Source organism: Phycisphaerales bacterium (assembly GCA_040217175.1).
Classification (GTDB): domain Bacteria; phylum Planctomycetota; class Phycisphaerae; order Phycisphaerales; family UBA1924; genus JAHCJI01.
Map to the genome: position 1 here is coordinate 254068 of JAVJNT010000002.1, position 23026 is coordinate 277093.

19 protein-coding genes are annotated in these 23026 nt (G+C 67.4%); 6 read left to right on the top strand and 13 right to left on the bottom strand.

The genetic code is table 11. The features are described from left to right. Positions 1-7: 7 nt before the first annotated feature. The 4 genes from RIA68_08150 to RIA68_08165 all read right to left on the bottom strand — a co-directional run bounded on the left by RIA68_08150 (position 8) and on the right by RIA68_08165 (position 6629). Complete coding sequence (locus RIA68_08150; protein ID MEQ8317410.1) at positions 8-385, bottom strand: response regulator; 378 nt, start codon at positions 383-385, stop codon at positions 8-10. Beyond that, positions 378-3365 carry a CHASE domain-containing protein gene (locus RIA68_08155; protein MEQ8317411.1) on the bottom strand — a complete coding sequence of 996 codons (2988 nt, stop codon included), beginning with the start codon at positions 3363-3365 and terminating at the stop codon, positions 378-380. Before RIA68_08155 ends, RIA68_08150 begins: the two co-directional genes overlap by 8 nt. A 178-nt stretch (positions 3366-3543) precedes the next feature. Further along, positions 3544-5229 (bottom strand): DUF1338 family protein, encoded by a 1686-nt coding sequence (locus tag RIA68_08160; protein MEQ8317412.1) that lies wholly within the window; start codon positions 5227-5229, stop codon positions 3544-3546. A 53-nt stretch (positions 5230-5282) separates the two neighbouring features. Further along, a complete protein-coding gene (locus RIA68_08165; GenBank protein MEQ8317413.1) occupies positions 5283-6629 on the bottom strand; it encodes a M24 family metallopeptidase in 1347 nt (448 codons plus the stop codon). Positions 6630-6660: 31 nt separating this feature from the next. On the opposite strand from RIA68_08165, the gene RIA68_08170 reads away from it, so the two are divergent. From RIA68_08170 to RIA68_08180, 3 genes are read left to right on the top strand one after another with little or no spacing between them, the layout of a single operon-like run. Beyond that, positions 6661-7764: a PCRF domain-containing protein gene (locus RIA68_08170; protein ID MEQ8317414.1), complete on the top strand. Its 1104-nt coding sequence runs from the start codon at positions 6661-6663 to the stop codon at positions 7762-7764. A gap of 41 nt (positions 7765-7805) precedes the next feature. Then, complete coding sequence (locus RIA68_08175; protein ID MEQ8317415.1) at positions 7806-8156, top strand: hypothetical protein; 351 nt, start codon at positions 7806-7808, stop codon at positions 8154-8156. A 34-nt stretch (positions 8157-8190) separates the two neighbouring features. Further along, on the top strand, positions 8191-8877 hold the full coding sequence (locus RIA68_08180) for a nicotinate-nicotinamide nucleotide adenylyltransferase (GenBank protein MEQ8317416.1): 687 nt from the start codon (positions 8191-8193) through the stop codon (positions 8875-8877). A 1-nt stretch (position 8878) separates the two neighbouring features. Here RIA68_08180 and metK read toward each other — a convergent pair whose 3' ends face one another. Further along, positions 8879-10069 (bottom strand): methionine adenosyltransferase, encoded by a 1191-nt coding sequence (gene metK / locus RIA68_08185; GenBank protein ID MEQ8317417.1) that lies wholly within the window; start codon positions 10067-10069, stop codon positions 8879-8881. A gap of 184 nt (positions 10070-10253) precedes the next feature. On the opposite strand from metK, the gene purM reads away from it, so the two are divergent. From purM to RIA68_08200, 3 genes are all read left to right on the top strand, one after another. After that, positions 10254-11432 carry a phosphoribosylformylglycinamidine cyclo-ligase gene (gene purM, locus RIA68_08190; protein ID MEQ8317418.1) on the top strand — a complete coding sequence of 393 codons (1179 nt, stop codon included), beginning with the start codon at positions 10254-10256 and terminating at the stop codon, positions 11430-11432. Positions 11433-11804: 372 nt separating this feature from the next. Then, a complete protein-coding gene (locus tag RIA68_08195) occupies positions 11805-12734 on the top strand; it encodes a prepilin-type N-terminal cleavage/methylation domain-containing protein (protein ID MEQ8317419.1) in 930 nt (309 codons plus the stop codon). A 92-nt stretch (positions 12735-12826) separates the two neighbouring features. Continuing rightward, a complete protein-coding gene (locus RIA68_08200; protein ID MEQ8317420.1) occupies positions 12827-13105 on the top strand; it encodes a hypothetical protein in 279 nt (92 codons plus the stop codon). Between the two features lie 188 nt (positions 13106-13293). On the opposite strand, the gene RIA68_08205 is transcribed toward RIA68_08200, so the two are convergent. The 8 genes from RIA68_08205 to fliR form a co-directional block, all read right to left on the bottom strand. Continuing rightward, positions 13294-14304: a hypothetical protein gene (locus tag RIA68_08205; protein ID MEQ8317421.1), complete on the bottom strand. Its 1011-nt coding sequence runs from the start codon at positions 14302-14304 to the stop codon at positions 13294-13296. A 185-nt stretch (positions 14305-14489) separates the two neighbouring features. After that, positions 14490-15035: a 2-amino-4-hydroxy-6-hydroxymethyldihydropteridine diphosphokinase gene (folK, locus tag RIA68_08210; GenBank protein MEQ8317422.1), complete on the bottom strand. Its 546-nt coding sequence runs from the start codon at positions 15033-15035 to the stop codon at positions 14490-14492. An 85-nt stretch (positions 15036-15120) separates the two neighbouring features. Further along, positions 15121-15984 (bottom strand): FliA/WhiG family RNA polymerase sigma factor, encoded by an 864-nt coding sequence (locus tag RIA68_08215; GenBank protein MEQ8317423.1) that lies wholly within the window; start codon positions 15982-15984, stop codon positions 15121-15123. 528 nt (positions 15985-16512) lie between these two features. Further along, entirely contained in the window at positions 16513-17430 is a 918-nt protein-coding gene (locus RIA68_08220; GenBank protein ID MEQ8317424.1) for a P-loop NTPase, read from the bottom strand. Next, entirely contained in the window at positions 17430-18890 is a 1461-nt protein-coding gene (flhF, locus tag RIA68_08225; protein MEQ8317425.1) for a flagellar biosynthesis protein FlhF, read from the bottom strand. The genes RIA68_08220 and flhF overlap by 1 nt, the downstream gene beginning before the upstream one ends. Positions 18891-19018: 128 nt before the next feature. After that, positions 19019-21136, bottom strand: coding sequence for a flagellar biosynthesis protein FlhA (gene flhA, locus RIA68_08230; GenBank protein MEQ8317426.1), 2118 nt, complete (start codon positions 21134-21136; stop codon positions 19019-19021). Beyond that, positions 21136-22239, bottom strand: coding sequence for a flagellar biosynthesis protein FlhB (gene flhB, locus RIA68_08235; GenBank protein MEQ8317427.1), 1104 nt, complete (start codon positions 22237-22239; stop codon positions 21136-21138). The genes flhA and flhB overlap by 1 nt, the downstream gene beginning before the upstream one ends. Further along, on the bottom strand, positions 22232-23020 hold the full coding sequence (gene fliR / locus RIA68_08240) for a flagellar biosynthetic protein FliR (protein MEQ8317428.1): 789 nt from the start codon (positions 23018-23020) through the stop codon (positions 22232-22234). Before fliR ends, flhB begins: the two co-directional genes overlap by 8 nt. Between the last annotated feature and the right edge of the window lie 6 nt (positions 23021-23026).

Sequence of the window (23026 nt, forward strand, 5' to 3'; positions counted from 1 at the left end):
CATTTCCTTACGCTGCGTGTGATCCCGTCGCAAAGTCGATTGCGGTCACGACCGATCTCGCGTCGTACGGCTTGGTCAAGAAGCCCGCGCAGCCAGCGGCCCGCGCCCGGTCCTTGGCCGTGTCGTGGATGTTGGCCGTCAAGAAGATGACCGGTATCTCGCCGGCAGAGCCCGATTCCTTCAACCGACGAAGAACCTCGAATCCGTCCATTTCAGGCATTCTCAGGTCGAGCAAGATCGCGTCGGGGAGCTCTTCTTTCGCGGCTGAGATCCCCGCCGGTCCATCACAGGCGGTCAGGACCTCGAATCCACACGCGACGAGCCTCGCCTCGAGGACCTGTCGGATGGACCACTCGTCGTCGACGATGAGTACGCGCTTAGCCATAGCTCCTTGCTCCTAGCAGCACGAGCGGAATCTCGCGCATGGCTTCGTTCAATTCTGTCGGATATGACCACGAATCGACCGTTTCGAAATCGAGGAGGGGCGCGTTCAGGCCATCGTCTTCGATCTGCTGCCGCCTCGCGTCGTGGATTCGTCGCTTCCATGCCTCGACGTCCATCGTCCGGCCGAGGATCCACCAAGACTCGGTGACGCTGTTCGTATCCCCCCCCTTGGCGTCGTCGTGTACCGGAAGCAGGAGGTCCGTCGGGAAGCTCACCGAAGACAAGAACGAAGAAACCTCCTGTGGATTCCCGTGCTCGCGAGCCCGCACCTGCAGCAGCACGAGTTGATCCTCGGGACGCTCGATGGAAGCCATCGTGTTGAAGTAATGATCGAGGATCGCCTCGGGCTGGTTGTACGGCACCGTGAACGAGAACGTCGCGCCCTTCCCTCGCTCGCTCTGGACCGAGATCCGGCCGAGGTTGAGCCAAGAGAGCTCTTCCGCGATGCTCAGGCCGAGCCCGAATCCCTTGGCCGTCGCACGCCGACCGGCCGAAGTCTGGTGGAATCGTCCGAACAGCGAATCGATCTCCTCTACCGAGAGGCCCGAGCCCTGGTCGGTCACACCGATGACGACCTCTCCGAGCCCATCGCGCCGGGTCGCGGAGAGGCGAATGACGCTGTTCTGGGGGGAGAACTTGATCGCGTTGGTCATCAGGTTGGCGATCACCCGACGCACCTTCTCTTCGTCGGCGAAGACTTCGGGCAGCCCGTCTTCGACCCGTTCCTCGATGGTGATGCCGCGAGACGATGCCTTCCTGGCAAGCGTGGCCCTTCCGCGCTCGAAGATGTCTTCGACCCGATGCCCGCGACGCTCGACGCGGAGCCTTCCGGCCCGCAGCTTGCTGGAATCGAGCAGGTCTTCGACCATGTGGTTGAGGTCCCCCACCGCACCCGACATGATCTTCAGGAACTCGACCTGCTTTTCGGTCACCGGTCCGGCCAGACCGTCGTTGATGATCGATGCGAATTCTTTGATGACCGTTAGCGGCGTGCGAAACTCGTGGGATACGTCGTCGACGACGCGGTGCGCTCGCTCGGCCATCGCGCCGAGTTCCACGTTCTGCCGGGCGATGACCTCGCTGGATTGCTGCAAGTGTTCGGTGATGCGTTGGAGGTCGCGCGTCTTACTCTCGGCGAGCTCGAGGGCGTCGGCACGCGCACAGCCCAGCAGCCACACGAAGAGTGACGCAACGCTGCTGAGGATCAGGCCGTAGACGGCGACCGTCGAGCTCTGGGATGAAACCGCCGCCGCATCGAAGGCCGGGCTGCTCACCATCTCGATCGTCCAGGGCTGCCCCACCGCATCGACTTCGACCGTCCGACTGAATCGGGCATGACGGTTCAGCGTCGTGGACGTTGGACGCACAGACGCGGACTCGATGCCGCGATCTTCGAACAGTTTTCTCGATGGCGAGATCCCTCGGCCTTCATAGATCGCAAACTCGACGCCGCCCTCTGCCTCCTGCACGACGCCCTCGAAGATGCCCTCGATCAGCATGGGGACGTACGCGATGCCCTCGAGCGATGCCTCGCGTTCTGCGGGCGTGTCGATGGGCGCGTCGTTGCGATAGATCGCCTTAAGCAGTAGAAAGCCCGGTTGCTGCGTATCGTCCTGGACGAGCGTGATGCGCCGCGTCAGGATCGGCTGGCCCGTGCGGATTGCCTCCTCCACCGCAGCTCGCCGATTGGCCTCTGATCCGACGTCGAAGCCCCACGCCGGTAGGTTACTTTCCAGAGGATCGATGTACTTGATGGGATACCGCACGGCGTGCGCCGACTCCGGGTGCACGACGTATCCGAGCCCGTCGTCGGCACGCTGGCTCGCCTCGAATGCGGCAAGGTCCACGCTGGCAACCCGATCGATGACGCCCATACCGATCGTGCCGGGGAACTCGGCTTCCAGGTCTCGTTGCTCGACAAACGCCCGGAACTCCGCCCTCGTCACCAACTCGCTGCCCGCGTACATGCCGCTCACGCCGTTCAATCCGTGGACGGGGAGGCGCACGCGACGCCTGGTTTCGCGAACGATGCGGTCGGAAAGCCGTTCGAACCGAGCTTCGGCTGCGCGCAGCTCGCGGCTCGACGACTGCTTGGCGACCATCGCCGACACCGAAACCCCGGGCGCGAACACCAGCACGACCGTCATGGTCAGCCAAACGCCCTTGACGCGGCTCGACGATCGGGCCTGCAGCGCCACCGAGGTTCGATGTCCGGCCAGTTCGATCGTGACGACGCCGCACGCGAGGAACACCACGATCCACGACGTGTGCGGAGCCATCGTCGAGAAGAACGGCACGGTCGTCAGCCCGTCATCGGCCAACAGCATCGCCCCCCCGGCGACGATGCCCAGGGAGATTGCGAGAAGGGCCGTCGCGGTCGACGCCCACCGCAGTGAGCGGCGCCCGCTACTCACGGCCGACAGCCCGAGCGCGACGCCGAGCAACAAGATCGCGACAGCAGTCGACTGCGACATGCGACCGGGCGTCTCGAGCGTCGCATGCTCACGCGCAACCCAGTCCATGACGAACAGTTCGTCGATGCCCAGCCCACTGCCGGTCAGCATCTCCATGATCGTGAGCGTTGCAAGCGTGCCAGCCAGTCCGGCCGCAAGCAGGGCCGCATCGCGCAGCCACGCGGCCGTCCGTGGTGTCCGGCCGGGAAGCCCAAGCAGCAGGAGTGACAACGCCGACAAGCACAGGCCAAGCGCGGTATTGAACGTCATGGCCGCAACACCGGGGAACTGCTTGGCGAGCGCATCGATCTCGAACTTCCAGCCGAGCATGACCAGCATCGTGATGGCCATCGAAGCTACTGCAGCGAGACGAACCACCCGGAACGCCCAGGGCGACGCGCTCCACGGATCAGCGTCCGCTTGGGCGTCCTGGACTGGCTCGAGCGCGTCGTCGGCAGAGTTGCTCATGACAGAGAGTCATCGACGGCATTCGACGCTCGCTTGGGGGAATCAGTAAAGTTCGCCAAACACCGACGTTCTTGCGATCCCCTTTCGGGGGACGTTAAACGTATAACCCAATGCGAGATTCCAGAAGGCGGACGCGCGCGACGAGATCAAAATCTCATATTCAAGGCGCGACGCAGCGCTACATGGCCCGGGCGATCGCCGCGGCACGATCCAATCGCTCGCGCTCGTGGGGCCCGAGGCGTTCGAGCACGCCAAGCGCCTCGTACGTTGCGAGCCGCGAGCGTGCATCGACGCTGGCGTACGCTGCGTCGGTATCGATGAGCCGCTTGCCCATGATCTCCTCGAGTTGCTCGCGGGCGTACTCGGGTCGCTTGGCCGCGGTTGAAGCCGTGCCGTACTGGCTCAGATTGCTCGCAAAGATCCCCGCAGCGCTCACGGGCAGGAAATCCTCGTACCGCAACCCCTCACGCGTGGCATAGCCGAGCCTGACCAGCTCTCGCACGTCCGTCGTCTCGATCGTGCCGGCGGCAGCGCGGCCGGCATCGGTCGGCGCATACCGGGCATACACGAGCTCGCGCTCGAGTAACCCTTCGAGCGAGTCCGGGAAGCTGGCGAACGCGTTGCGTTGCATCGCGAGGAACGCTTCTTCGTCGCGGTGCGCGAGATCGGGTTCGCCGGCGCGGGCCTCCTCGAACGCCGCGAGGCACTGGTCGTACATCGCCCGTCCGGCCGGCGTCGTGGCGTAGAAGCGCTGTTCGATCTCGCCGAATCGGGCCGTGTGCGAACCCTCGATCTGCGTGCCGTCGGCTTCCTCGAACAGGACCGGCTCGGTCAGCGCCTTGTAGGCGTCCTGTCGCAGCAGCACGGGCGTGTCCGCCGACGGCCCTTCCGTGAAATCCTTGAATCCCGCGTGCGGCAGCCTCGTCAGGTCGAGGTCGTCCTGGGCCAACCGGTCGGCCAGCGCCCCCACGTGCGTCCGCAGCATGCCCGAGTCCACGTCGGCCTCGCCTGCGGCGGCGATCCGCTCCGTTCCCAGGTGCTTGAAGTGCAGGGTGAGCCAGTCGTTCCCGCTCATGAGAAGCATCCGCTCGAGCGACCGCGTCGCGCGTTTCTCGAAGGTCGTCCGATCGCTCTGGCCCATGCAGAACTTCATCGCGGCCGTGTACACGTCCATGCAGAGCGTGTTCGGGGTCAAGTGGTTCAGGTGGTGCCGCTCGAAGCACGCGATGTCGGCCGCAATCTTGAATCCGCCGTCGCACAAGTCCGTGTAGAGCTGGTGGTCGTGGGCCCGACCCGTCCACTTGAAGATCCGCCCCGTCGCCTCGGCGATGAGCTCGTTGGCATCGTCCCAGACAAGCCCGCCCTCGGCCTCGTGCTTCCCCAGCAACTCGATCGCCCGCTCAGAGAACACCCGGCGATCGGCCAACGCGTCCTCGATGCGTTTCTTGGTCGCCTCGTCGAAGTAGTCGGTCATCAGGAGCGACGTGAACACGCGATGCTCGGGCTTGTGTGGCGAGCGGAACGCCGTCGCGATCACCGGCTGGCTCTTGGCGCCGATGGCGGTCATGTCGTAGAAGTTGTGCGGCTCCATTCCGAAGCACGCAAAGAACCGGGCGATGAGCCGGTATTCGTCGGGCCGACCGATGCGGATCGCGCCGTGCCGCTCGCCGCTCGTTCGCTCGATCTCCTCATCGCTCACGGCGAAACCGGGGTGCCGCATCGCAAGCACGTCGCACACCACCCGGTTGCACGCGGCATTCACCGCCAGCGCCTTGTCGTACAGCGGCACCTCCCGCCCGAACATCGCCGACAGCTCGGCAAACAGGCGGTTCTGCATCTCGATCGGGTCGGCGTGGGCGGGCATGGGCATCCTCGACGGTGGTGAACGACGGCCGCCAGATGGTATGCGAAGGAGCGTCAATCCAGCCGCTTGACGATCTGCTCGGTCAGCACCTCGAACCCGCCCTCGCGGACGAGTACGTCGTCCTCGATCCGCACGCCCTGGATCTCCTTGCGGAGCGCGTCGATCACGCCCCACTGCACGACGTCGCCAAACGCCTCGCGCGTCTCGGCCACGTCGATCAGACCCGGAATGAAGTACAGCCCCGGCTCGACCGTAAACCCGTGGCCCGCTTCGAGCGGGATGTCGACGCGGACGCCCACGCCGCCGGGTCCCTTCCGGGGCGCTCGCCCCGGCAAACGCCCACCCGCCCCACGCACGCCCAGGCCGATCATGTGGCCCACCCCATGGGGGAAGAACAGCCCCGCGACGCCGCGCTCGACGAGGCTCACCGGGTCGCCCTTGATCGCCCCGAGTCCGACGAGCCCATCGAGCACGACCTCGCTGCATCGCCGGTGCACGTCGTGCCACTCGGTGCCCGGTACGCACATCGCGAGCCCCGCCTCCTCGGCATCGATCACGATGTTGATCACGTCGCGCTGCGTTTGCGTGGGCTGTCCGACGGGCCACGTACGCGTGACGTCGCCCGCGTATCGCCGGTGGGCCGCGCCGGCATCGATCAGCACGCACTCGCCCTTGCTGATCACGCGATCGCCAGGTGCGAAGTGCAGCACCGCCGCGTTCGGCCCGCTGCCCACGATCGTGTCATAAGGCGTGCCGTCGCCTCCGTTGCGGAAGAACGCCGCCTCGATCTCGACCTGGAGTTGCCGTTCGGTCATGCCCGCGGCTTCGCCGCTTGTCAGCACGCGATGGGCATAGGCGTGGCCCGCCGCCGTCGCGGCGCACGCGGCGCGCATGTGCGAAATCTCGACCTCGTCCAGCACGCGGCGCGAATGGAGCAACGCGTCGGCCAGCTCCGCGCTCAATCGCTGATCGCCACCACCGCCGTATCCGGCGATCGGGCACCCCAGCATCGCAACCGATCGTCCGCGCCGCTCCGCGAGCCAGGGCCCGAGTTCGGCCAGCGGTGCACCCTCCCAGGTCACGTCACCCTCCCACGTTCGGTGGGCCTGGGTGACCTCGGGGGCGAACGCCCGCCACGGCGACCCATCGGCGAGGTCGAGCGCTAGAACGCCGCCGGGACACTGCTGCTCGGTGAGGTAGTAGTAATCGCTGTGGGCCATGAACGGGTACACGCGATCGTGCTGGCCCGGCACCGGAACCATCTCGCCCGCACCCAGCACGACGATGGGCGGCGTGGCGTGCTCGCCCAGGACCAGGCCGGCCCGTTTGAGCATGGCTTCGCCGGTGCGCTGGCGTCGGGCAACGAGGTGGGCCGCAGTGGTCTTGTCGTCGTGGCTCATCGCAGCGACTGTAGTGACCAATGATGCCGATGTGACGAATCTCACGGACAGCCTCACTCCTCCGCTCCGCGCCAAGCTCGACGACCTGGCCGAGCAGTTCCGCTCGGTCGGCCGCCAGCTCGAAGACCCCGACGTGCTCGCAGACCACGAGCAAGTGCGGGACCTCTCCATCCGACGCTCAGCCCTGGCGCCGGTGGTCGAGGGTTACGAACGCTTCAAGGCCCTGGTGGACGAAGCCGCCGAGCTCCGCCAAGCCATCGACTCGGGCGACGACGCCGAGCTGGCCGAGATGGCCAAGGCGGAATTGCCCCGCATCGAAGCAAACGCACACGACGAGATCGAGTCCGTCAAGGCCGCTCTGGTGTCGAGCGACGACAACCTCGTCGGCTCGGTCATCCTCGAGCTCCGCGCCGGTACGGGCGGAGACGAGGCCCAGATCTGGGCTAAGGACCTCCTCGAGATGTACGAGAAGTACGCCGGCCAGCGCGGCTGGTCCTTCGAGACACTCGACTTCTCCGGCGGAGAGAGCCACGGCGGGCTGCGTTCGGCGACGGCCAGCGTGAAGGGCGAGGGCGTCTGGGCCGAGCTCAGCTTCGAGGCCGGCGTGCACTCGGTCAAGCGCGTGCCCGCGACCGAGTCCCAGGGCCGCGTGCACACGAGCACCGCCACCGTTGCCGTGCTGCCTGAGCCCAAGGCCGTCGAGGTCAAGATCGACTGGGCCAACGACGTGACCGAGCACGTCACGACCTCCCAGGGCCCGGGCGGGCAGAACGTCAACAAGGTCGCTACCGCCGTCCACCTCGTGCACGAGCCCACGGGCCTCGAGGTGCGCATGCAGGAGAGCAAGAGCCAGCACCAGAACCGAGAGAAGGCCCGCCGTCTGCTCATGGCCCGCTTGTACGAGCGCCAACTCCGCGAAGCCGAGGCCGAGCGTTCCGCCGCCCGCAAGGGTCAGATCGGCACCGGCGAACGGTCCGAGAAGGTCCGCGTCTACCGCTACCAGGACGGCATCGTGGCCGACCAACGCCTCGACGCCAAGCACCAGCTCCGCCAGATCCTGTTCGACGGCGACCTCACGCCCCTCATGACTGCACTGATCGAACAGCGCACGGCGCAACGGCTCGCCGACCTCTGATTTCCTTGAAGCTCGGGGGTCTCGGCGCCGATGCCATGGGTATGGGACGCAAGCACGCACTGCCGATCCTGATGGCCGCCGCCGGCGCCGTGGTGCTATTCGTGTCGATCAAGCCGCGCCAGGGCCAGGCCACGAGCACGCCAGAGCCCCAGCCGCCCGCCATCGACCTCGGCACGCTCGAAGGACGCGACTACGGCGTCCGCATCGAGGTGACCGAAAAAGGCCCCCGGTACACGGTTGTCGACGCCCAGGGCGTCGTCGTCGCCGAGCGCCTGCCTCTCGAGACCCTCGCCGAGGAGTATCCGCTCCTGGCTCCCCACGAGCTCTGGGCCGACGAAGCCGGCGAATCGCTCGGCCCGCTCATGATGGTCCCCGACGACGGCTCGGACTAGATCGAGCCACCCTGCTTCGGCGCTATCGTGCTGCGTGACCCACGCCGAGCCCACGCCGCTGCCGGTCCCGGTCGACTGCCCGCACGTCGTCCTCTTCGGCGGCACGTTCGACCCGCCGCACGTTGCGCACGTCTCCCTGGCTGATCTCGGCCGGCAGAAGCTGCAAGACCGCATCGGCGCACGCGCATTCCTTGTCTTCGTGCCTGCCGCGCGGTCGCCGCACAAGGACGACGCCCCCACCGCAACCGACGCCCAACGCGTCGAGATGCTGCGCCTCGCCACGCATGATCTGCCCGACTGCACCATCTGGACCGACGAGCTCGACCGTGCCAACGAAGGCGAACCGAGCTACTGGGTCCGCACCCTTGCGCGAGCCGCGTCGCTCCTGGCCGATCGCACGCTCTGGTTCATGATCGGCGCCGACCAGGCCGTCAGCTTTCACCGCTGGCGCGACGCCCGCCGCATGCTCGAACTCGCCCACCCGCTCGTCCTGCCCAGGCACCCCATCTCGACCGCGGCCCATCTGCGCACGGCGATGGCGAACGCCTCGTTCTGGAGCGAAGGCGAACTCGACCGCTGGACGGCGTCATTGATCGACGTGGATCTGATTCGGGCCGCGTCGACGACCGTGCGAAAGGCCCAAGGCTCGTCCGTCGACACGCCAATGCACCCGAGCGTGCTCGAGTTCGTGCGTCGACACGGGCTCTACGGTCGGACCTGATCTACGCGCCGGCCGCAACAGCACCACCGACGGCCGACTTCAGTTGGTCGACCTTGTCGGTCTTCTCCCAGGTGAAGTAGCCGTTGCCGTCTCGTTCGAATGGCTTGCGGCCGAAGTGTCCGTGCCGTGCGGTCAGGCGGTAGATGGGCTTGCGCAGCTGCAGGGTCTCGATGATGCCACGCGGCGTGAGCGGGAACACCTTCCGGATGGCCTTCTCGATCTGGTCCAGGTCGGCCTTCTCGGTGCCGAGGCAGTCCACGTGCACGCTGGTGGGCTCGACCACGCCGATGGCGTAGCTGAGCTGCACCTCGCACACGTCGGCCAGCTCGGCCGCCACCACGTTCTTGGCGATGTACCGAGCCATGTAGGCCGCCGAGCGATCGACCTTGGTGGGGTCCTTGCCGCTGAATGCGCCGCCGCCGTGCCGGCCGCGGCCGCCGTAGGTATCGACGATGATCTTCCGGCCCGTCAGCCCGGCGTCGCCGTGCGGCCCACCGATCTCGAACTGGCCCGTGGGGTTGACGTGGATGGTGATGCCCGAGTTCCACCACTCGCCCAGGACGGGCTTGAAGACGTGCTCGATGACCTGCTTGCGCAGCTCCTGCTGCTTGCCGTTCCAGCTCTTGTCGTGCTGGGTGCTCATGAGCACGGTGTCGACCCGGACGGGCTTGAGGCCCTCATACTCGATGGTGACCTGGCTCTTGGCATCCGGACGCAGGCCGGGGATGATCCCGTCTCGCCGCACCTGTGCCTGCCGCTCGACGAGCCGGTGCGAGAGCTGGATCGGCAGCGGCATCAGCTCATCGGTCTCGTTGCAGGCAAAGCCGAACATCAGGCCCTGGTCGCCCGCGCCCTCGCGGTCGACGCCCTGGGCGATGTCGGGGCTCTGCTTGTTGAGCGCGACGAGCACGGCGCACGAGTCGCAGTCGAACCGCATCTCCGCGTCGTCGTAGCCGATGTCGCGGATCGTGTCACGGACGACGTCCTGGATGTCGACGTACGTGCTCGTCGTCACCTCGCCCGACACGACGACCAGGCCCGTGGCCACCATCGTCTCGACCGCCACGCGCGAGTACGGGTCGTCCTTGAGCATCACGTCCAGGATCGCGTCCGAGATCTGGTCGGCGACCTTGTCGGGGTGGCCCATCGAGACGGACTCGGACGTAAACAGCGACGTGCGGTTGTTGGCCATCGAACTTCGGTCTCCCGGCACTGAGCCTCACGGGCCGCCCGCGGTCGATGCGGCGCCCACCCCCGGCCGCGGCCATGCCAGCATCCCGCCGGCCGGTGGATCAAGGATCAGTCTAGCGGCCAAGAACCGAATGTCTCGGCCCGAAACCAACACTGGGGCCAACCGCCCAGCCCTACGCTTGCCCATGCCCACACCCGCCGGCCAGAAGCAACGCACCACCACCAGGAAGCGCGCTCCGACCAAGCCGGCCACCAAAACGACCCCGAACGCCACCTCGACCAAGACCAATCCCGCCAAGCGGAACCTGTCCTACGCCGACTCGGGCGTCGACATCGACGCCGGCGATCGCTTCGTCCAGGCCATCTTGGGCCTCATGCGGCGCACCCACGGCCCGCGCGTGCTCAAGAACGACGGCGGATTCGCCGGCCTCTTCCGCCTCGACTTCAACGAGAAGCTCTTCAAGCGCAACTACAAGGAGCCCGTGCTCGTCGCGGCCACCGACGGCGTGGGCACCAAGCTCAAGCTCGCCCGGGACACCAATACCTTCGACACCGTGGGCCAGGACCTGGTGGCCATGTGCGTCAACGACCTGATCGTCGAGGCCGCCGAGCCGCTCTTCTTCCTCGACTACCTGGCCATCCCCAAGGTCGAGCACCTCATGCTCGTCGACCTGGTCAAGGGCGTGGCCGAGGGCTGCAAGATTGCTGGCTGCAGCCTCCTGGGCGGCGAGACCGCCGAGCTTCCGGGCATCTATCCCGAGGGCGAATTCGACATGGCCGGCTTCGCCGTGGGCGTCGTTGAGTTGCGCAAGGCCACCAGCGGCATGAAGGTCGAGCCCGGTGACGTCGTGCTCGGCCTGGCCTCCAGCGGCCTGCATTCCAATGGCTTCAGCCTCGTCCGCCGCATCGTCGAGCACGCCGGACTCGACCTCAGCCAGACCTACCCCGAGCTCGACCCCGAGCAGCCGCTCGGCCGCGTCCTGCTCACGCCCACGCGCATCTATGCGCCGAGCATCACCAAGCTCCTGCGCGGCTACAAGGTCAAGCGGGTCGTCAGCGGCATGGCCCACATCACCGGCGGCGGCCTGGCCGGCAACCTCGAACGCTCCTTGAACCCCGGCGTCGACGCCGTCCTCGATCGCAAGGCGTGGACGGTGCCGCCCGTGTTCACGTTCCTCAAGAAGCACGGCAGCGTCCGCGGTCCGGAGATGGACAAGGTCTTCAACATGGGCATCGGCTTCTGCGTCGTGGTCCGCCCCGCCTTTGCCGACGCCGTGGCCGACAAGCTGGCTCGCTCGGGCGAGCGCGTCAGCCGCATCGGCGTCATCCGCCGGGGCCAGGGCCGCGTCGTGTTCCGCTCGTAGCCGACCCAGCGACTTGTTTGATCTTTGATTGGTATAGATCGGGGTCTGGACCAACTCGTCGAGGGTAATCAGGGACAATCCCAAGTGCACCCAACCCCGATCGACCCGCGAATCGTGTTGTGATTCCGTGTGGTTCTGGTATACTGGACCGCAAGGGGAGGTCGCGGCGCGTGCCGCCCTCCGTCAGCGAGGCGTCGCCCAGGGACACGAGGCCCGGGCGACAAGCGGTGTGTCATCGGTTCTGCTCAGGTCAACATCTCCGCCGGCGTTCCCTCGGTCGCCTTTCCGTTCTGGAAGAAGGCGACCGGCCGGCGGCTACAAAGGCCTGATCTTGGCGGTTCCGTGCATGCCATACCGACGGGGACATGTTCCATGCGAGTGCAACGACTCGGACGTGACCGGAGCAAGGGCGCATTCACGCTCATCGAGCTCTTGGTCGTCATCGCCATCATCGCCCTGCTCATCGGCATCCTGCTGCCCGCCCTCGGCCAGGCGCGACTGCTGGGCTACCAGGCCGTCTCGCTGAGCAACGTGCGACAGTTGCAAGTCGCCTTCTTCAACTACAAGGCCGACTTCAACGATGACATCCCGATGAAGATGTCCTGGCGCAATGGCGGCATCGGCGGTTGGTGCACCTGGAGCTACGGCGGCAAGGACGCTTCGGAGTACTGGCGTACCCGCAGCGGCGGCGTCTTCGACGAGCCGGCCTATACCAAGCCCCTGAACCCGTACGTCTATCCCGACCTGAATCTGCCCGAGCCCAACGGTTACAACCCCGCCCCGGTGCGATACGAAGAAGGTCGTCCCGACGACCGGCAGCGTGAGGTGCTCGAGATGCCGGCGTTCCGCTCGCCCGGCGACAAGAAGACGCACCAGCGCACGTGGCCCGAGCCCAACACCCAGCTCGGCAGCTACGACGACGTCGGCACCAGCTACCACGTGAACATGCGCTGGTGGGACGCCGGCGACATGCGCCAGTTCTCGGCGTGGACGACGGGCGGCAGGGGGCCGATCCGGTATCCCAAGGGCAGCGAGAGGTGGGAAGAGGGCATGAAGCGCTTCCGCCAGGCCGAGTTCTTCGATGCCTCGAAGATGGTCTGGATCCACGATCAGACCGCCGACGTGGTCGCCAACGACGACCAGGGCCGTGATTGGCTGGGCGAGTTCAACGAACTCAACAAGAGCGTCATGGCGTTCTACGACGGCCACGCCGAGTACGTGCTCATCGAGCCGAAGGATCCGAGCGATCCGGAGGCCAACCTGACGACGAACAAGTACACGTTCATCTTCAACCCACGCTAAGCGTGGCCTGATCCGAGCAATACAGAGAGCCGCGCCCTGCGTGGCTCTTTGTTCATTCGTTGCGTCACGCTCACACCGAGGTACCGAGATCCATGTCCGACTTCCTGCAGGAACTCAAGTACAAGCTCCAGCCACTCACCGACAAGCTCGGCGGCGACAACAAGGCCATCGGCAAGCTCGCGATCTACGCGGTGATCGTCGTCGTTGGCTTCGGCGTGCTGGCATGGAGCCTCTGGCCCAGCAGCCGCCCGATCTCGTCGAACCCGCGGAACCCGCAAGCCGCGGCCGCAGCCGATGAGCCGCGCGATCCAGGTGCACCGCCACCGCCACCCTCGGGCAGTTCTCGCATGGCGCCGGGAGCCGACGGCTAATCAACGACACGATTCTAAAGAGCAAGGGGGCCTGAACGGCCCCCTGTTTCGTTGGCGCTCTCGGTAGTCTCGATCGGTCGGCGACGACAGAGGCAACGGCCGGCTTCAATCGGTCCAAGGACTCAGGAACTGTCTCGCGCAGTTGACTCGGCCGATCGACGAGCTACGAACCAGAGGACGAGGAGCCGCTACTCCCGCATCGCCGCACCAACCGCTTCGGCCAGGCGCTCCGCCAACGACCTCGGAGCCACGCTCGACTCGAAGGGACCATGCTGCACCGACTCATCGTCGTCGGTGGCAATCCGATGCTCGGCCAGCAGCATCCATGGTCCGCCATCGACGGCAAACGCAACGCCCTGTCCGAGATCGCCGAGCCAAGCCGGACGTCGATCCACGGCGATTGCCCGCACGCGTCCTGCGTCGGCCCGCGACGTGCGCGTCACACGCTCGAAGACGCGTGCCGACGACGCGTCTCCGACCACGAGCAAGACCAGCGTCGCATCGAGCATCGCGGCCAGCGGTGCGAGGCGCGCTTCGGCCAGCTGTCCAACCAGCCGTGCGCGTTCGTCCGCCAGCCTGGCCGAGAGCGCCAGCACGACCACGCGATCGCCTTCGCCCGCGACGCCCCGGAGCGTCGCCACCCGGCCTCGGGCGTCGGTGCCGATGGCGTCTCCGAAAACCTCGCCCGCGCGCACCGGTGCGGGAGGCTCGCCGAGCTCTGCAAGCGTGGCGACCACCTCGACGTCGAGCGACGGCGCTTCGAACCAGTCTGCATCGCTCTGCAAAGCCTCGATGCTGGCCCTCGCGACGAGGCGGCCTCCCCGCCGGGCTTCGATCGCTGCCAGCCGGCCGTCTCGTCCCGCGCTCAGCTCGAGCGAAGCGCCCAAGGAGACACCGGCGTATCGATCCAGTTCTCCGGACGCAACGAGCGACCACGAAAGCGGCGGCATGAACGCCAGCATCCGACTCGGCGGGTCGGCAAACGCCAGATCGAGCTGCGGCGCGAGCAGCGGCGGGAGCACGGTCTCGAGCGACTCGCGTCCGAACGGCTCGGGCAGCGGTGCCACGAACACGCGGGAACGATCGCCGGCGCGCCAGGCGATCAGCCGACCGGGCTCGGCCACCACCCGCAGCGGGTTGGCCTCGCCCATCGAGAGCGATACGGCGGGATCGTCGCTCTTTCGGATCGCGATCGTCATGACGTCTCGCAAGGCCGGCCCCGAAGCACGCGGCACTTCGATTTCCATCCGATCGACGACCGATCCCGATCGATATGCGTCGAGCAACGCATCGAGCGGACCTTCTTCTTGGGCCGCGGACGCTTCCGACGCGGCGACGCATGCCACGACGACCGCTAGGCCGACCGCAAGAACGACGCCGAGCCTCACGCCTCGGCCCCAACCCGCGCCGCGCGCAGGCGTTCGGTCAGTCGTCCGATGCTCATCGTCCAGCCGGGCGGCTTCAACGCCGGCGCAAGATCCGCCAGTGGCTCGAGGACGAACAACCGCTCGGCCATCCGCGGGTGCGGCACCGTCAATCCGGGTTCGTCGATCGCCTGCTGCCGGAACAAGAGCAGGTCGAGGTCGAGCGTCCGCGGCCCCCACCGCTGCTCGCGCGCCCGGTCTCGCCCGTACCGCCGCTCGATCTCGAGCATGCCGTCGAGCAACGCCCGCGCCGAGCAGTCGACCTCGAGCATCGCCACGGCATTCACGAAGTCGGGCTGGTCGGCCACGCCCACGGGCGTGGTCGTGTAGAGGCGGCTCGTGGCGATGACGCGGACGCCGGCGATCGTGCCGAGTTCGCTCGCGGCGCGGATGACGTTGCCCGCCGGATCGTTTAGGTTGCTGCCCAGCCCGACGTAGGCCTTGCGCTCTTCTGCGAGCGGCGTGCGAGCTTCGAGGTACCAGGCGTCTTCGGCGGGGTTGTCCACGACCAATGAAAGCGGCCGCCTGCGTCGTGGGCAAGCGGCCGGGAAGGTCTATCTGGATCTCGCGATGGGCGTCGCCCGCGCCGGGCTATTCCATCGGCTCCAACTCGCGGGTGCGGTGCTGCATCTGGGCCTTCAGCCGCTCGAGGATCGCGCTGTGCATCTGGCTCACGCGGCTCTCGGAGAGCGCCAGCGTCGCGCCGATCTCCTTCATCGTCATGCTCTCGTAGTAATACAAGATAACGATCAGCCGCTCGGCCCGGCTAAGCCCCTTGGTCAGCATGTCGCGCAGGTCCTTGCGCTGCATGGTCCGAACGGGGTTGTCGGCTCCGTCGCGCATGACCTCGAGGTCACGCGTTTCGCCGCCGCTGCTGTCGCTGGCCTTACGCGTCATCGACATCGTCGAGACGGCGCGGCTGTCGCGGCGGATCTTGTCGAACTCGTCCTTGCCGACGCCGAGCCGCTTGGCGACCTGATCATCCGACGCGGGCTGGCCGGTCTCCATCTCGATGGAGCGGCGGACGCCGTCGACCTTGGCCGACCGGCTGCGCACCAGGCGCGGCACCCAATCCATGGCGCGGAGTTCGTCGAGGATGGCGCCCTGCACGCGGCGGGCGCAGTACGTCTCGAACTTCACGTTCTTCTCGAGCTGGAACGCCGAGATGGCCCCCATGAGTCCGAACATGCCGGCCTGCACCAGGTCTTCGACGTCGACCTCGTCGGGCAGCCGCGCGTGGATGCGCTCGGCGTTGTACCGCACGATCGGCAGGTACTTCTCCCAAAGGAAGTTTCGGATCTCGTCGCTCGGCTCGGTCGCGTAGAGCTTCCAGACCTCGCGAATGTCCATTTCCGCATACACCGAATCGACCGCGACTTCCGCTGCGTCGGCCGAAGCACGGACGCGAGAAGGACGGACTTTCGGAGACTTGGACGATTTGAGAGCGGTGGGCATGGTCGGCTCCCTGACCCCTGTTCCATCGAGCCCGACACTCCGGCAAACCGGTCTTCGGGCTGTGGTCGCGCGTGCCATCCGTGGTCACGCACTGTTGAGTATACAGAATACCAAGGTCGAACGCCAGCGTTTCAACAATCTCACGAAGATGTTTTCTGATTTGCTGCAGCCGGGTCAGCCTCCGCGACCCCGCGCAGCTCTCGCTCGCGATCGACCACACGCTGTGCGATCAATTCAAAGACGTATCCAACCGCGACCCCAAGCCCATAACAACCAAGGCACGACACGATGGCGCGAAGCATGACGCTCGACGCATCGCTCGAGGTGATCAATCCCGAGAGCATCGCAACCGAGAACCCGCACAACCCGCAGAGCGGGCCGCAAACGCGCGATGGCAACGGTTGGGACGATCCTGACGGCGGCATGTGCCACCTCCATCGGCCACGAGCCTGGGCGACTCAAGCCGATTTGCGCACGAAAGTTGTGTTCAGCGCAGGAAGTGCGCAACGCCGCACCCGGTCGGCGTCGCTATCGGCCCCGCACGATCCGTGCCAGCAGGCCGCGCGCGGGGCGCCCCTTCCGATCAGAATCCGATCGTTCGCATTCGATCTCTTCCGACAGACGCTGCACCACCCTGTTCAAGTGGCGAGCAGCGCTCGACTTAGGCGCTGCGAGCGCCAGCGGGCGTCGCACCCGCGAGCAGCGCTGCACGATCGGATCTTCCGGAACGTGCCCCACCATCGGCAGGCCGCACCCGAGGAATCGTGCCGCGACCTCCGCCACCCGAGCGTGCGCGGCCTGCGCATCGCCGGCGTCCTTCGCACGATTGATCAGCAAGTACGGAATTCGTTCGCATTGGATGTTGCGCACGCTCTTCACGAGCGCGTACGCGTCGGCGAGCGACGCCGGATCGGGCGTCGCGACCACCAAGGGCAAGGCCGCTCGCGCAAGGCCATCGCGCACCGAGGCCCCGAGCCCCGCGCCGTGATCGACGACGACCACGTCCATCGCGCGGCTCAAGAGGTCGACCGTTTGCGCGACCGCCGCGCGGGCGTCCGCACCCGACGCGAGCCGCAGCGGACCGACCATGCCCGGCACGACGACCATGCCCGCTGGTCCACGCATCGAGATCCGGCGGACGAGGTCGACCGTGACCCGGTCGCCCTGGGCCACGCGCGCGACCGCTTCGGTCAGCCGGGCCGTCGGTCGCAGCCCACAGATCAGGTCGGCATTGGCCAGGCCCAGGTCGGCGTCGACGAGCGCGACTCGAAGCCCGCGCTTGGCCAGCGCGATGCCCATCGAGACGGCGATGGTCGTCTTTCCGACGCCGCCCTTGCCCGAGGCGATGGCGATGACGGGCGCCCGGCGGACCGGCGGCTCGGGGCTCGACCGGCGCTGGGCTAGACGCCGCAGCGCCGATGCCTGATCGCTTGCCGCCGCCGGCATCACGCACCAACCTCGGTCAGTGCCGACTCGGGCAAGTTCGTCTCAGGCGCACGCGGCTCGGGACGCCTCGCCGGAACGCCGCCGACGAGCACCAGCCGGGCCAGACGATCGGCTCGTCCGGGCTCGATGTGGTCGGGTACCTCCTGGCCGGTGGTGACGAAGCTCAGCGGCAGGCCGAGCGCATGGACCATGGAGATCACCGTGCCGACGCCCTCGGCTTCGTCGAGCTTGGTGAAGAGCACGCGATCCGGGCCCGCCTTGGCGAAGCCCTCGGCCGCGCGCCGCAGCGCGCCTGCGCCTGCGGTCGCCGCCAGCACCAGATGCGTCTCGTCGGGCTTCGCGGCGGCCAGGTACTCCGAGAGTTCGTCCACGCGCTGGTCGTCGCGCGGGGAGCGACCGGCCGTATCGATGAGAACGACATCGCAGTCGCTCATCGCGCGACACGCCGCGGCCATCTCGGCCGGGCTCATGACCACCCGCAGCGGCACGCTGATGATGCTGGCGTACGTCCGGAGCTGCTCGACCGCGGCGATGCGGAACGTGTCGGTGGTGATCAAGCCCACCCGCCGCCCACGCCGGAGCTTGTACGCGGCGGCCAACTTCGCGATCGTGGTGGTCTTGCCCACCCCGGTGGGACCGACGAGCGCGATCGTGAGCGGACCGCCCTCGGTCCGGCCCCGCCCGGGCGATGCCACCCGCACCACGTCGGCGAGCGCGCCCTGCACCGCCGGGCCCACCAGCGACGCATCGCAGAGTTCCTCACGCGTCAGCCCTGCTCGCACGACCGAGACGACCTCGTCCGCCAGGTCTCGATCCACCTCGGCCTCGACCATCCGCACGTAGGCCCCGGCCAGGGGCTCGCCGAGCGCTGCGGCCGACACGGGCCCGGCCTGCTGCGTGTGCATCATGCGGCCCAGCATGTTGCGGAGGCTGCGCAGCTCGCTCTCGACGCCAGCCGGCGCTGCCGGGGTGTTGGCTCCCGAGGCCCGGACGCGCATGCGCTCGACGCGCTCGGACGGAGCCGAACTATCGGCCTTCACGGGAGCCGCCGCAACCTCGAATGGTGGCGCCTCGGGCGAAGCGTTCGGCTGGGGCGCCGGAGACGGGGCACCAGCGAGCTGGGTGTATCGCTCGAGCAGCTCCTGCCGCCGCTGCGGCGACGTCGGATCGGCAGCTTCGGCAAGCTCTCGCCGGGGCCGAGGCCTGGCGGGCTGCTTGGGCGGACTGGCGGGCTGCGGCGACCGAACCCCGGTCTGTCGCGGGGCCTTGCCGCGCTGGCGATCGCGCACGACCGACGCCGGCGACGCGGTCACTTCGACGACGGGCCGGCCACCAATGCCGAACAGCCCGCCGACCTTGTAGTTCCGCGTGTGCAGGATGATCGCATCGCGGCCCAGCTCCCGCTGGACGGCGTCGATGGCGTCGGCCATCGACCGTGCGCGATAGGTGCGGATGCCCATGCCCTCCGTGGCTCCTTCTCAGATGCAAGTCGGGCCTCCGGCCCGGCTGGGTCGCGTCGGGACTATCGACAACCCGCGGAGCCGGCGACGACATTTTCATGCCAACCAGAACGCGAATCGGGCACGCCCTACCCCGCGTGCGCGACCGCTGCCTCGCCGGGCGGCCGCACCAGCCCCATTGCGTTCAGCTCGATCTTCTGGTCAACCTCGTTGTATCCCAGCACCGCGATGCCCGGCAGCCTGGGCTCCATGATCTGGAACAGCACCGCACGCACCGTGGGCGAGGCCAGCAGCACCGGAGCGTGCCCGGAATTCACCACCGGTTCCAAGGCCCTGGTGATCTCCTGGGCCACGGCGTTGCTCACGCCGGCGGGCATCGTCAGCGTCGTGGTCTCGGCGCCGCGGTCGATGTAGCTGCTGACCAGGTCTTCCATCGCCGGATCGACGGTCGCGCACGAGAGCACGAGCCTGCCGTCGCCCTCGTCGATGGCGTACTGGTGGCAGATGGCCCGCCGCAGCCCGTTCCGCACGTATTCGGTCAGCACGTCGACGTCCTTGGTCTTGCCGCCCCAGTCGGCCAGCACCTCGAGGATGGTCTCCATATCGCGGATGGGCACGCGCTCGCGCAGCAGGTTCTGCAGCACGTGCTGCAGGTCGGCCAGCTTCACCGAGCCGGCGAGCGCCTCCTCCACGAGCTTGGGGGCGCGGTCCTTCACGCCTTCGATCAGGTTGCCCACCTCCTCGCGCGTCAGCAGCTCGCTGGCGTGGGCCTTCACCACCTCGGTCAGGTGCGTCGTGAGCACGCTGGCCGCGTCGACGACGGTGTAGTTCATCGACTCGGCCCGCATCCGCATGTCGGTGGTGATCCACCACGCGTCGAGGCCGAACGCAGGCTCCTTGGTCGGCTCGCCCTGCAGCTTGCCGGTGGCGATGCCCGGGTCCATCGCCAGGAGCTGGTCGGGCCTGGCCTCACCACGCGCGACGTCGGCCCCGCGGATGCGCACGCGGTAGTGCGTCGGGGGCAACTGCAGGTTGTCGCGGATCCGCACCGGCGGCATGACGAACCCGCTGTCGAGCGCGAGCTGCCGCCGCACGGCCGAGATGCGCTCCAGCAGGTCGCTCCCATCGCCCGTGCCCACGAGCGACACAAGCGACTGGCCGACCTCTAACTCCAGCAGATCGACCTTCAACAGGCTCTCAACCGCCGGGGGCGGAGGGGGCGGCGCCGGCGGCGGAGGGGGTGGTGGCCGCGACGCGCGCCGCATCGCCAGCGCGATGCCGCCGAGCCCGAGCGACGTCGCCAAGAGCGGCACCGCCGGCAGCCCCGTGAACGCCAGCACGCCCAGGAAGATCGACGTGATCGCCAGCCCCTTGGGCTGGCTGAACACCTGGCCGGTCAGCTCCTGTCCGAGTTCGCCCTTGTCGCCCGAGCGCGTGACGATCAGCGCCGCCGCGATGGCGATGATGAACGAGGGAATCTGGCTCGTGAGCCCGTCACCGATCGTCAGCCGGCTGAACGTCTCGGCCGTCTGCGATGCGGGCCAGCCGCGCTCGATCGTGCCCACGGCAAATCCGCCGGCGATGTTGACGCCCGTAATGACGATGCCCGCGATCGCATCGCCGCGCACGAACTTGCTCGCACCGTCCATAGCACCGAAGAAGTCGGCCTCGCGCCGGATTTCCTCACGCCGGTCGCGTGCTTCCTGCTCGCTGATGATCCCCGCGTTCAGATCGGCGTCGATGGCCATCTGTTTGCCGGGCATGGCGTCGAGCGTGAACCTCGCCGCAACCTCGCTGATCCGCGTGGCGCCCTTGGTGATCACCAGGAACTGCACGGCCACGAGGATCAGGAAGATCACGATGCCCACGAAGAGCGAGTCGCCCGCCACGAAGTTGCCGAACGCCTCGATGACCTGGCCCGCCACGTCCATCGCGTCCTCGGGCGAGGTCGCGTCGGCCGTCAGGATCAGCCTCGTCGAGGCGATGTTCAGGACGAGCCGGAACATCGTGACGCCCAGCAGCAACGAGGGGAACACGCTGAACTTCAGCGGCCGGTCCATGTACAGCACCGTCAGCAGGACGACCACCGACAGCGACACGTTCGTCGAGATCATCAGGTCGAGCAGGAAGCTCGGCAACGGCACGATGAGTACGGCCAGCAACGCCACGAACCCGATGGGCACGATGATGCCGCGCCACTTCGAGAGCGCTTCGAGCCGAGCCAGGATGCCGTCGCCCACCGCCATCAGCTATTTGCCCCCACGGTCTCCGACGGTGCGGGCGCCCTGTGGCTGCCCTCCAGCCGATACACGTACGCCAGCACCTCGGCGACTGCCTCGTAGTGCTCGGGGCTGATGGTCTGCCCGACCTCGACGCCCCGGTACAGCGCGCGCGCCAGCGGTGGGCGCTCGACGACCGGGACGCCGTTCGTTCGCGCGACCTCACGGATGCGCAACGCCACGTAATCGGCGCCCTTGGCAACGACCTTGGGCGCCGCCATCTCGTTGGCGTCGTACTTGATCGCCACCGAGAAGTGCGTCGGGTTGGTCACCACGACGTCAGCCCCGGGTACGTCGCTCTGGACTCGCTGCAGGGCGATCTCACGCGCCACGCGAGAGCGGCGCTGCTTCATCTCCGGATCGCCGTCCATGGACTTCTGTTCTTCCTTCACCTCCTGCTTGGTCATCTTGTTGTCGTGGCGGTGCTGCCACTTCTGGTACTTCAGGTCGATCAGGCCGATGATCAGCAGCACCGCCAACATCCAGATCGACAGTTCGACCATGGCCCGGAGGCTCGCGACTACCCCCGCCTTCAGGTCCATCAGCGGGAGCGCTCCCAGGACCGGCACCCACCGTGCGATCACGAACACCACCACCACCATGACCAGGACCAGCTTGACCAGGTCCATCATGAGCTTGACGGCCCCCTTGGGCCCGAAGATGCGCTTGGCTCCGCTGACCGGGTTCATGCGGCTGAGCTTCGGCTTGATGGCCTCGGGCGAGAGCGCCCAGCCAACCTGGACCAGTTGCGACAGCAGCGAGATCACGAACATCACCGCCATCGTCGGCACCAGGATGAGCCCGATGCGCACGCCAAGCCAGCGGAGCGTGCGGTTGACGTCGTCGACGACGACCGCGTGTCCGGGGGCGCTGCCGGCCATGATGTCGCGCATCATCGCCGACAGCAGGCCGGTCGCCAGGATGCCCATCGCCGCGAGCAAGACCGCGGCGCCGGCCATCATGACCACGGCGCCGAAGTCCTGGCTCTTACCCACCTGGCCCTGCTCGCGCGTCTTCTTGAGCTTGTGCGCGGTTGGTTCTTCGGTCTTCTCGCCCGGGTCGTCAGCCATCGGCCACCCCCAGCGTCCGCGCCCACGCGTGGATTCGGCCGAAGCCGTCGGCGATCGCGTCGCCGGTCACGTCGCCGATGGCGTAGATCGAGACCGCCAGCACGCCCATGCCCAGCACGATCTGGATCGCAAAGCCGATGGTCATGATGTTGATCTGCGGGATCGTGCGCATCAAGACGCCCATCGCCAGGCTCGCCAGCGTCGCCATCAGCAAGACCGGCATCGCGATCCGCAACCCGACCACGAACGCCACGTCCAGCAGCATCACCAGGAGCTGGGCCGGCGCCACGTCGATCCATGCCATGCCGGGCGGAAGCGTCGAGAAGGTGTGCATGATGGCAACGATCATCTGCTCGAGCCCGCCGATCTGGATGAACAGGCACAGCGCCATGAGGTACAGCACCTGCCCGACCACTTCCGACTGGGCATCGAACTCCGGGTTGTACACCTGTGCCAGCGCGAGCCCGAGCTTGTAGCTGATCACGCTGCCGGCGATCTGCACGGCAACCAGCGGCATCGTCGCCAGCATCCCGATCGCCAGACCGATCAGGACCTCGCTGAACAAGACGACCGCGATCGAACCCAGCTCCAGCGGCGGCGCCTCCATGCCACCCGCCGCCACGGCGGGGTACAGCGCCACGGTCAGCATGACCAGCAGCAAGACGCGGACGCGGCGCATCACGAGCCGGCTGGCCAACACCGGCGCGAACAGGAACAGCCCGCTCAGCCGCGCCGCCACCATCCAGAACGGCAGCAGGTGCTCCAGGATGCTCTCGGCCACGGGATC

Bases quoted from the DNA above. Each gene is read 5' to 3' on its own strand.
- flhA (MEQ8317426.1), bottom strand. From the start codon at position 21,136: ATGGCGGTGGGCGACGGCATCCTGGCTCGGCTCGAAGCGCTCTCGAAG.
- RIA68_08220 (MEQ8317424.1), bottom strand. From the start codon at position 17,430: ATGCCGGCGGCGGCAAGCGATCAGGCATCGGCGCTGCGGCGTCTAGCC.
- purM (MEQ8317418.1), top strand. From the start codon at position 10,254: ATGCCCACACCCGCCGGCCAGAAGCAACGCACCACCACCAGGAAGCGC.
- RIA68_08175 (MEQ8317415.1), top strand. From the start codon at position 7,806: ATGGGACGCAAGCACGCACTGCCGATCCTGATGGCCGCCGCCGGCGCC.
- RIA68_08160 (MEQ8317412.1), bottom strand. From the start codon at position 5,229: ATGCCCGCCCACGCCGACCCGATCGAGATGCAGAACCGCCTGTTTGCC.
- flhF (MEQ8317425.1), bottom strand. From the start codon at position 18,890: ATGGGCATCCGCACCTATCGCGCACGGTCGATGGCCGACGCCATCGAC.
- RIA68_08200 (MEQ8317420.1), top strand. From the start codon at position 12,827: ATGTCCGACTTCCTGCAGGAACTCAAGTACAAGCTCCAGCCACTCACC.
- RIA68_08195 (MEQ8317419.1), top strand. From the start codon at position 11,805: ATGCGAGTGCAACGACTCGGACGTGACCGGAGCAAGGGCGCATTCACG.
- RIA68_08155 (MEQ8317411.1), bottom strand. From the start codon at position 3,365: ATGAGCAACTCTGCCGACGACGCGCTCGAGCCAGTCCAGGACGCCCAA.
- metK (MEQ8317417.1), bottom strand. From the start codon at position 10,069: ATGGCCAACAACCGCACGTCGCTGTTTACGTCCGAGTCCGTCTCGATG.
- RIA68_08150 (MEQ8317410.1), bottom strand. From the start codon at position 385: ATGGCTAAGCGCGTACTCATCGTCGACGACGAGTGGTCCATCCGACAG.
- RIA68_08205 (MEQ8317421.1), bottom strand. From the start codon at position 14,304: ATGACGATCGCGATCCGAAAGAGCGACGATCCCGCCGTATCGCTCTCG.
- RIA68_08165 (MEQ8317413.1), bottom strand. From the start codon at position 6,629: ATGAGCCACGACGACAAGACCACTGCGGCCCACCTCGTTGCCCGACGC.
- flhB (MEQ8317427.1), bottom strand. From the start codon at position 22,239: ATGGCTGACGACCCGGGCGAGAAGACCGAAGAACCAACCGCGCACAAG.
- RIA68_08215 (MEQ8317423.1), bottom strand. From the start codon at position 15,984: ATGCCCACCGCTCTCAAATCGTCCAAGTCTCCGAAAGTCCGTCCTTCT.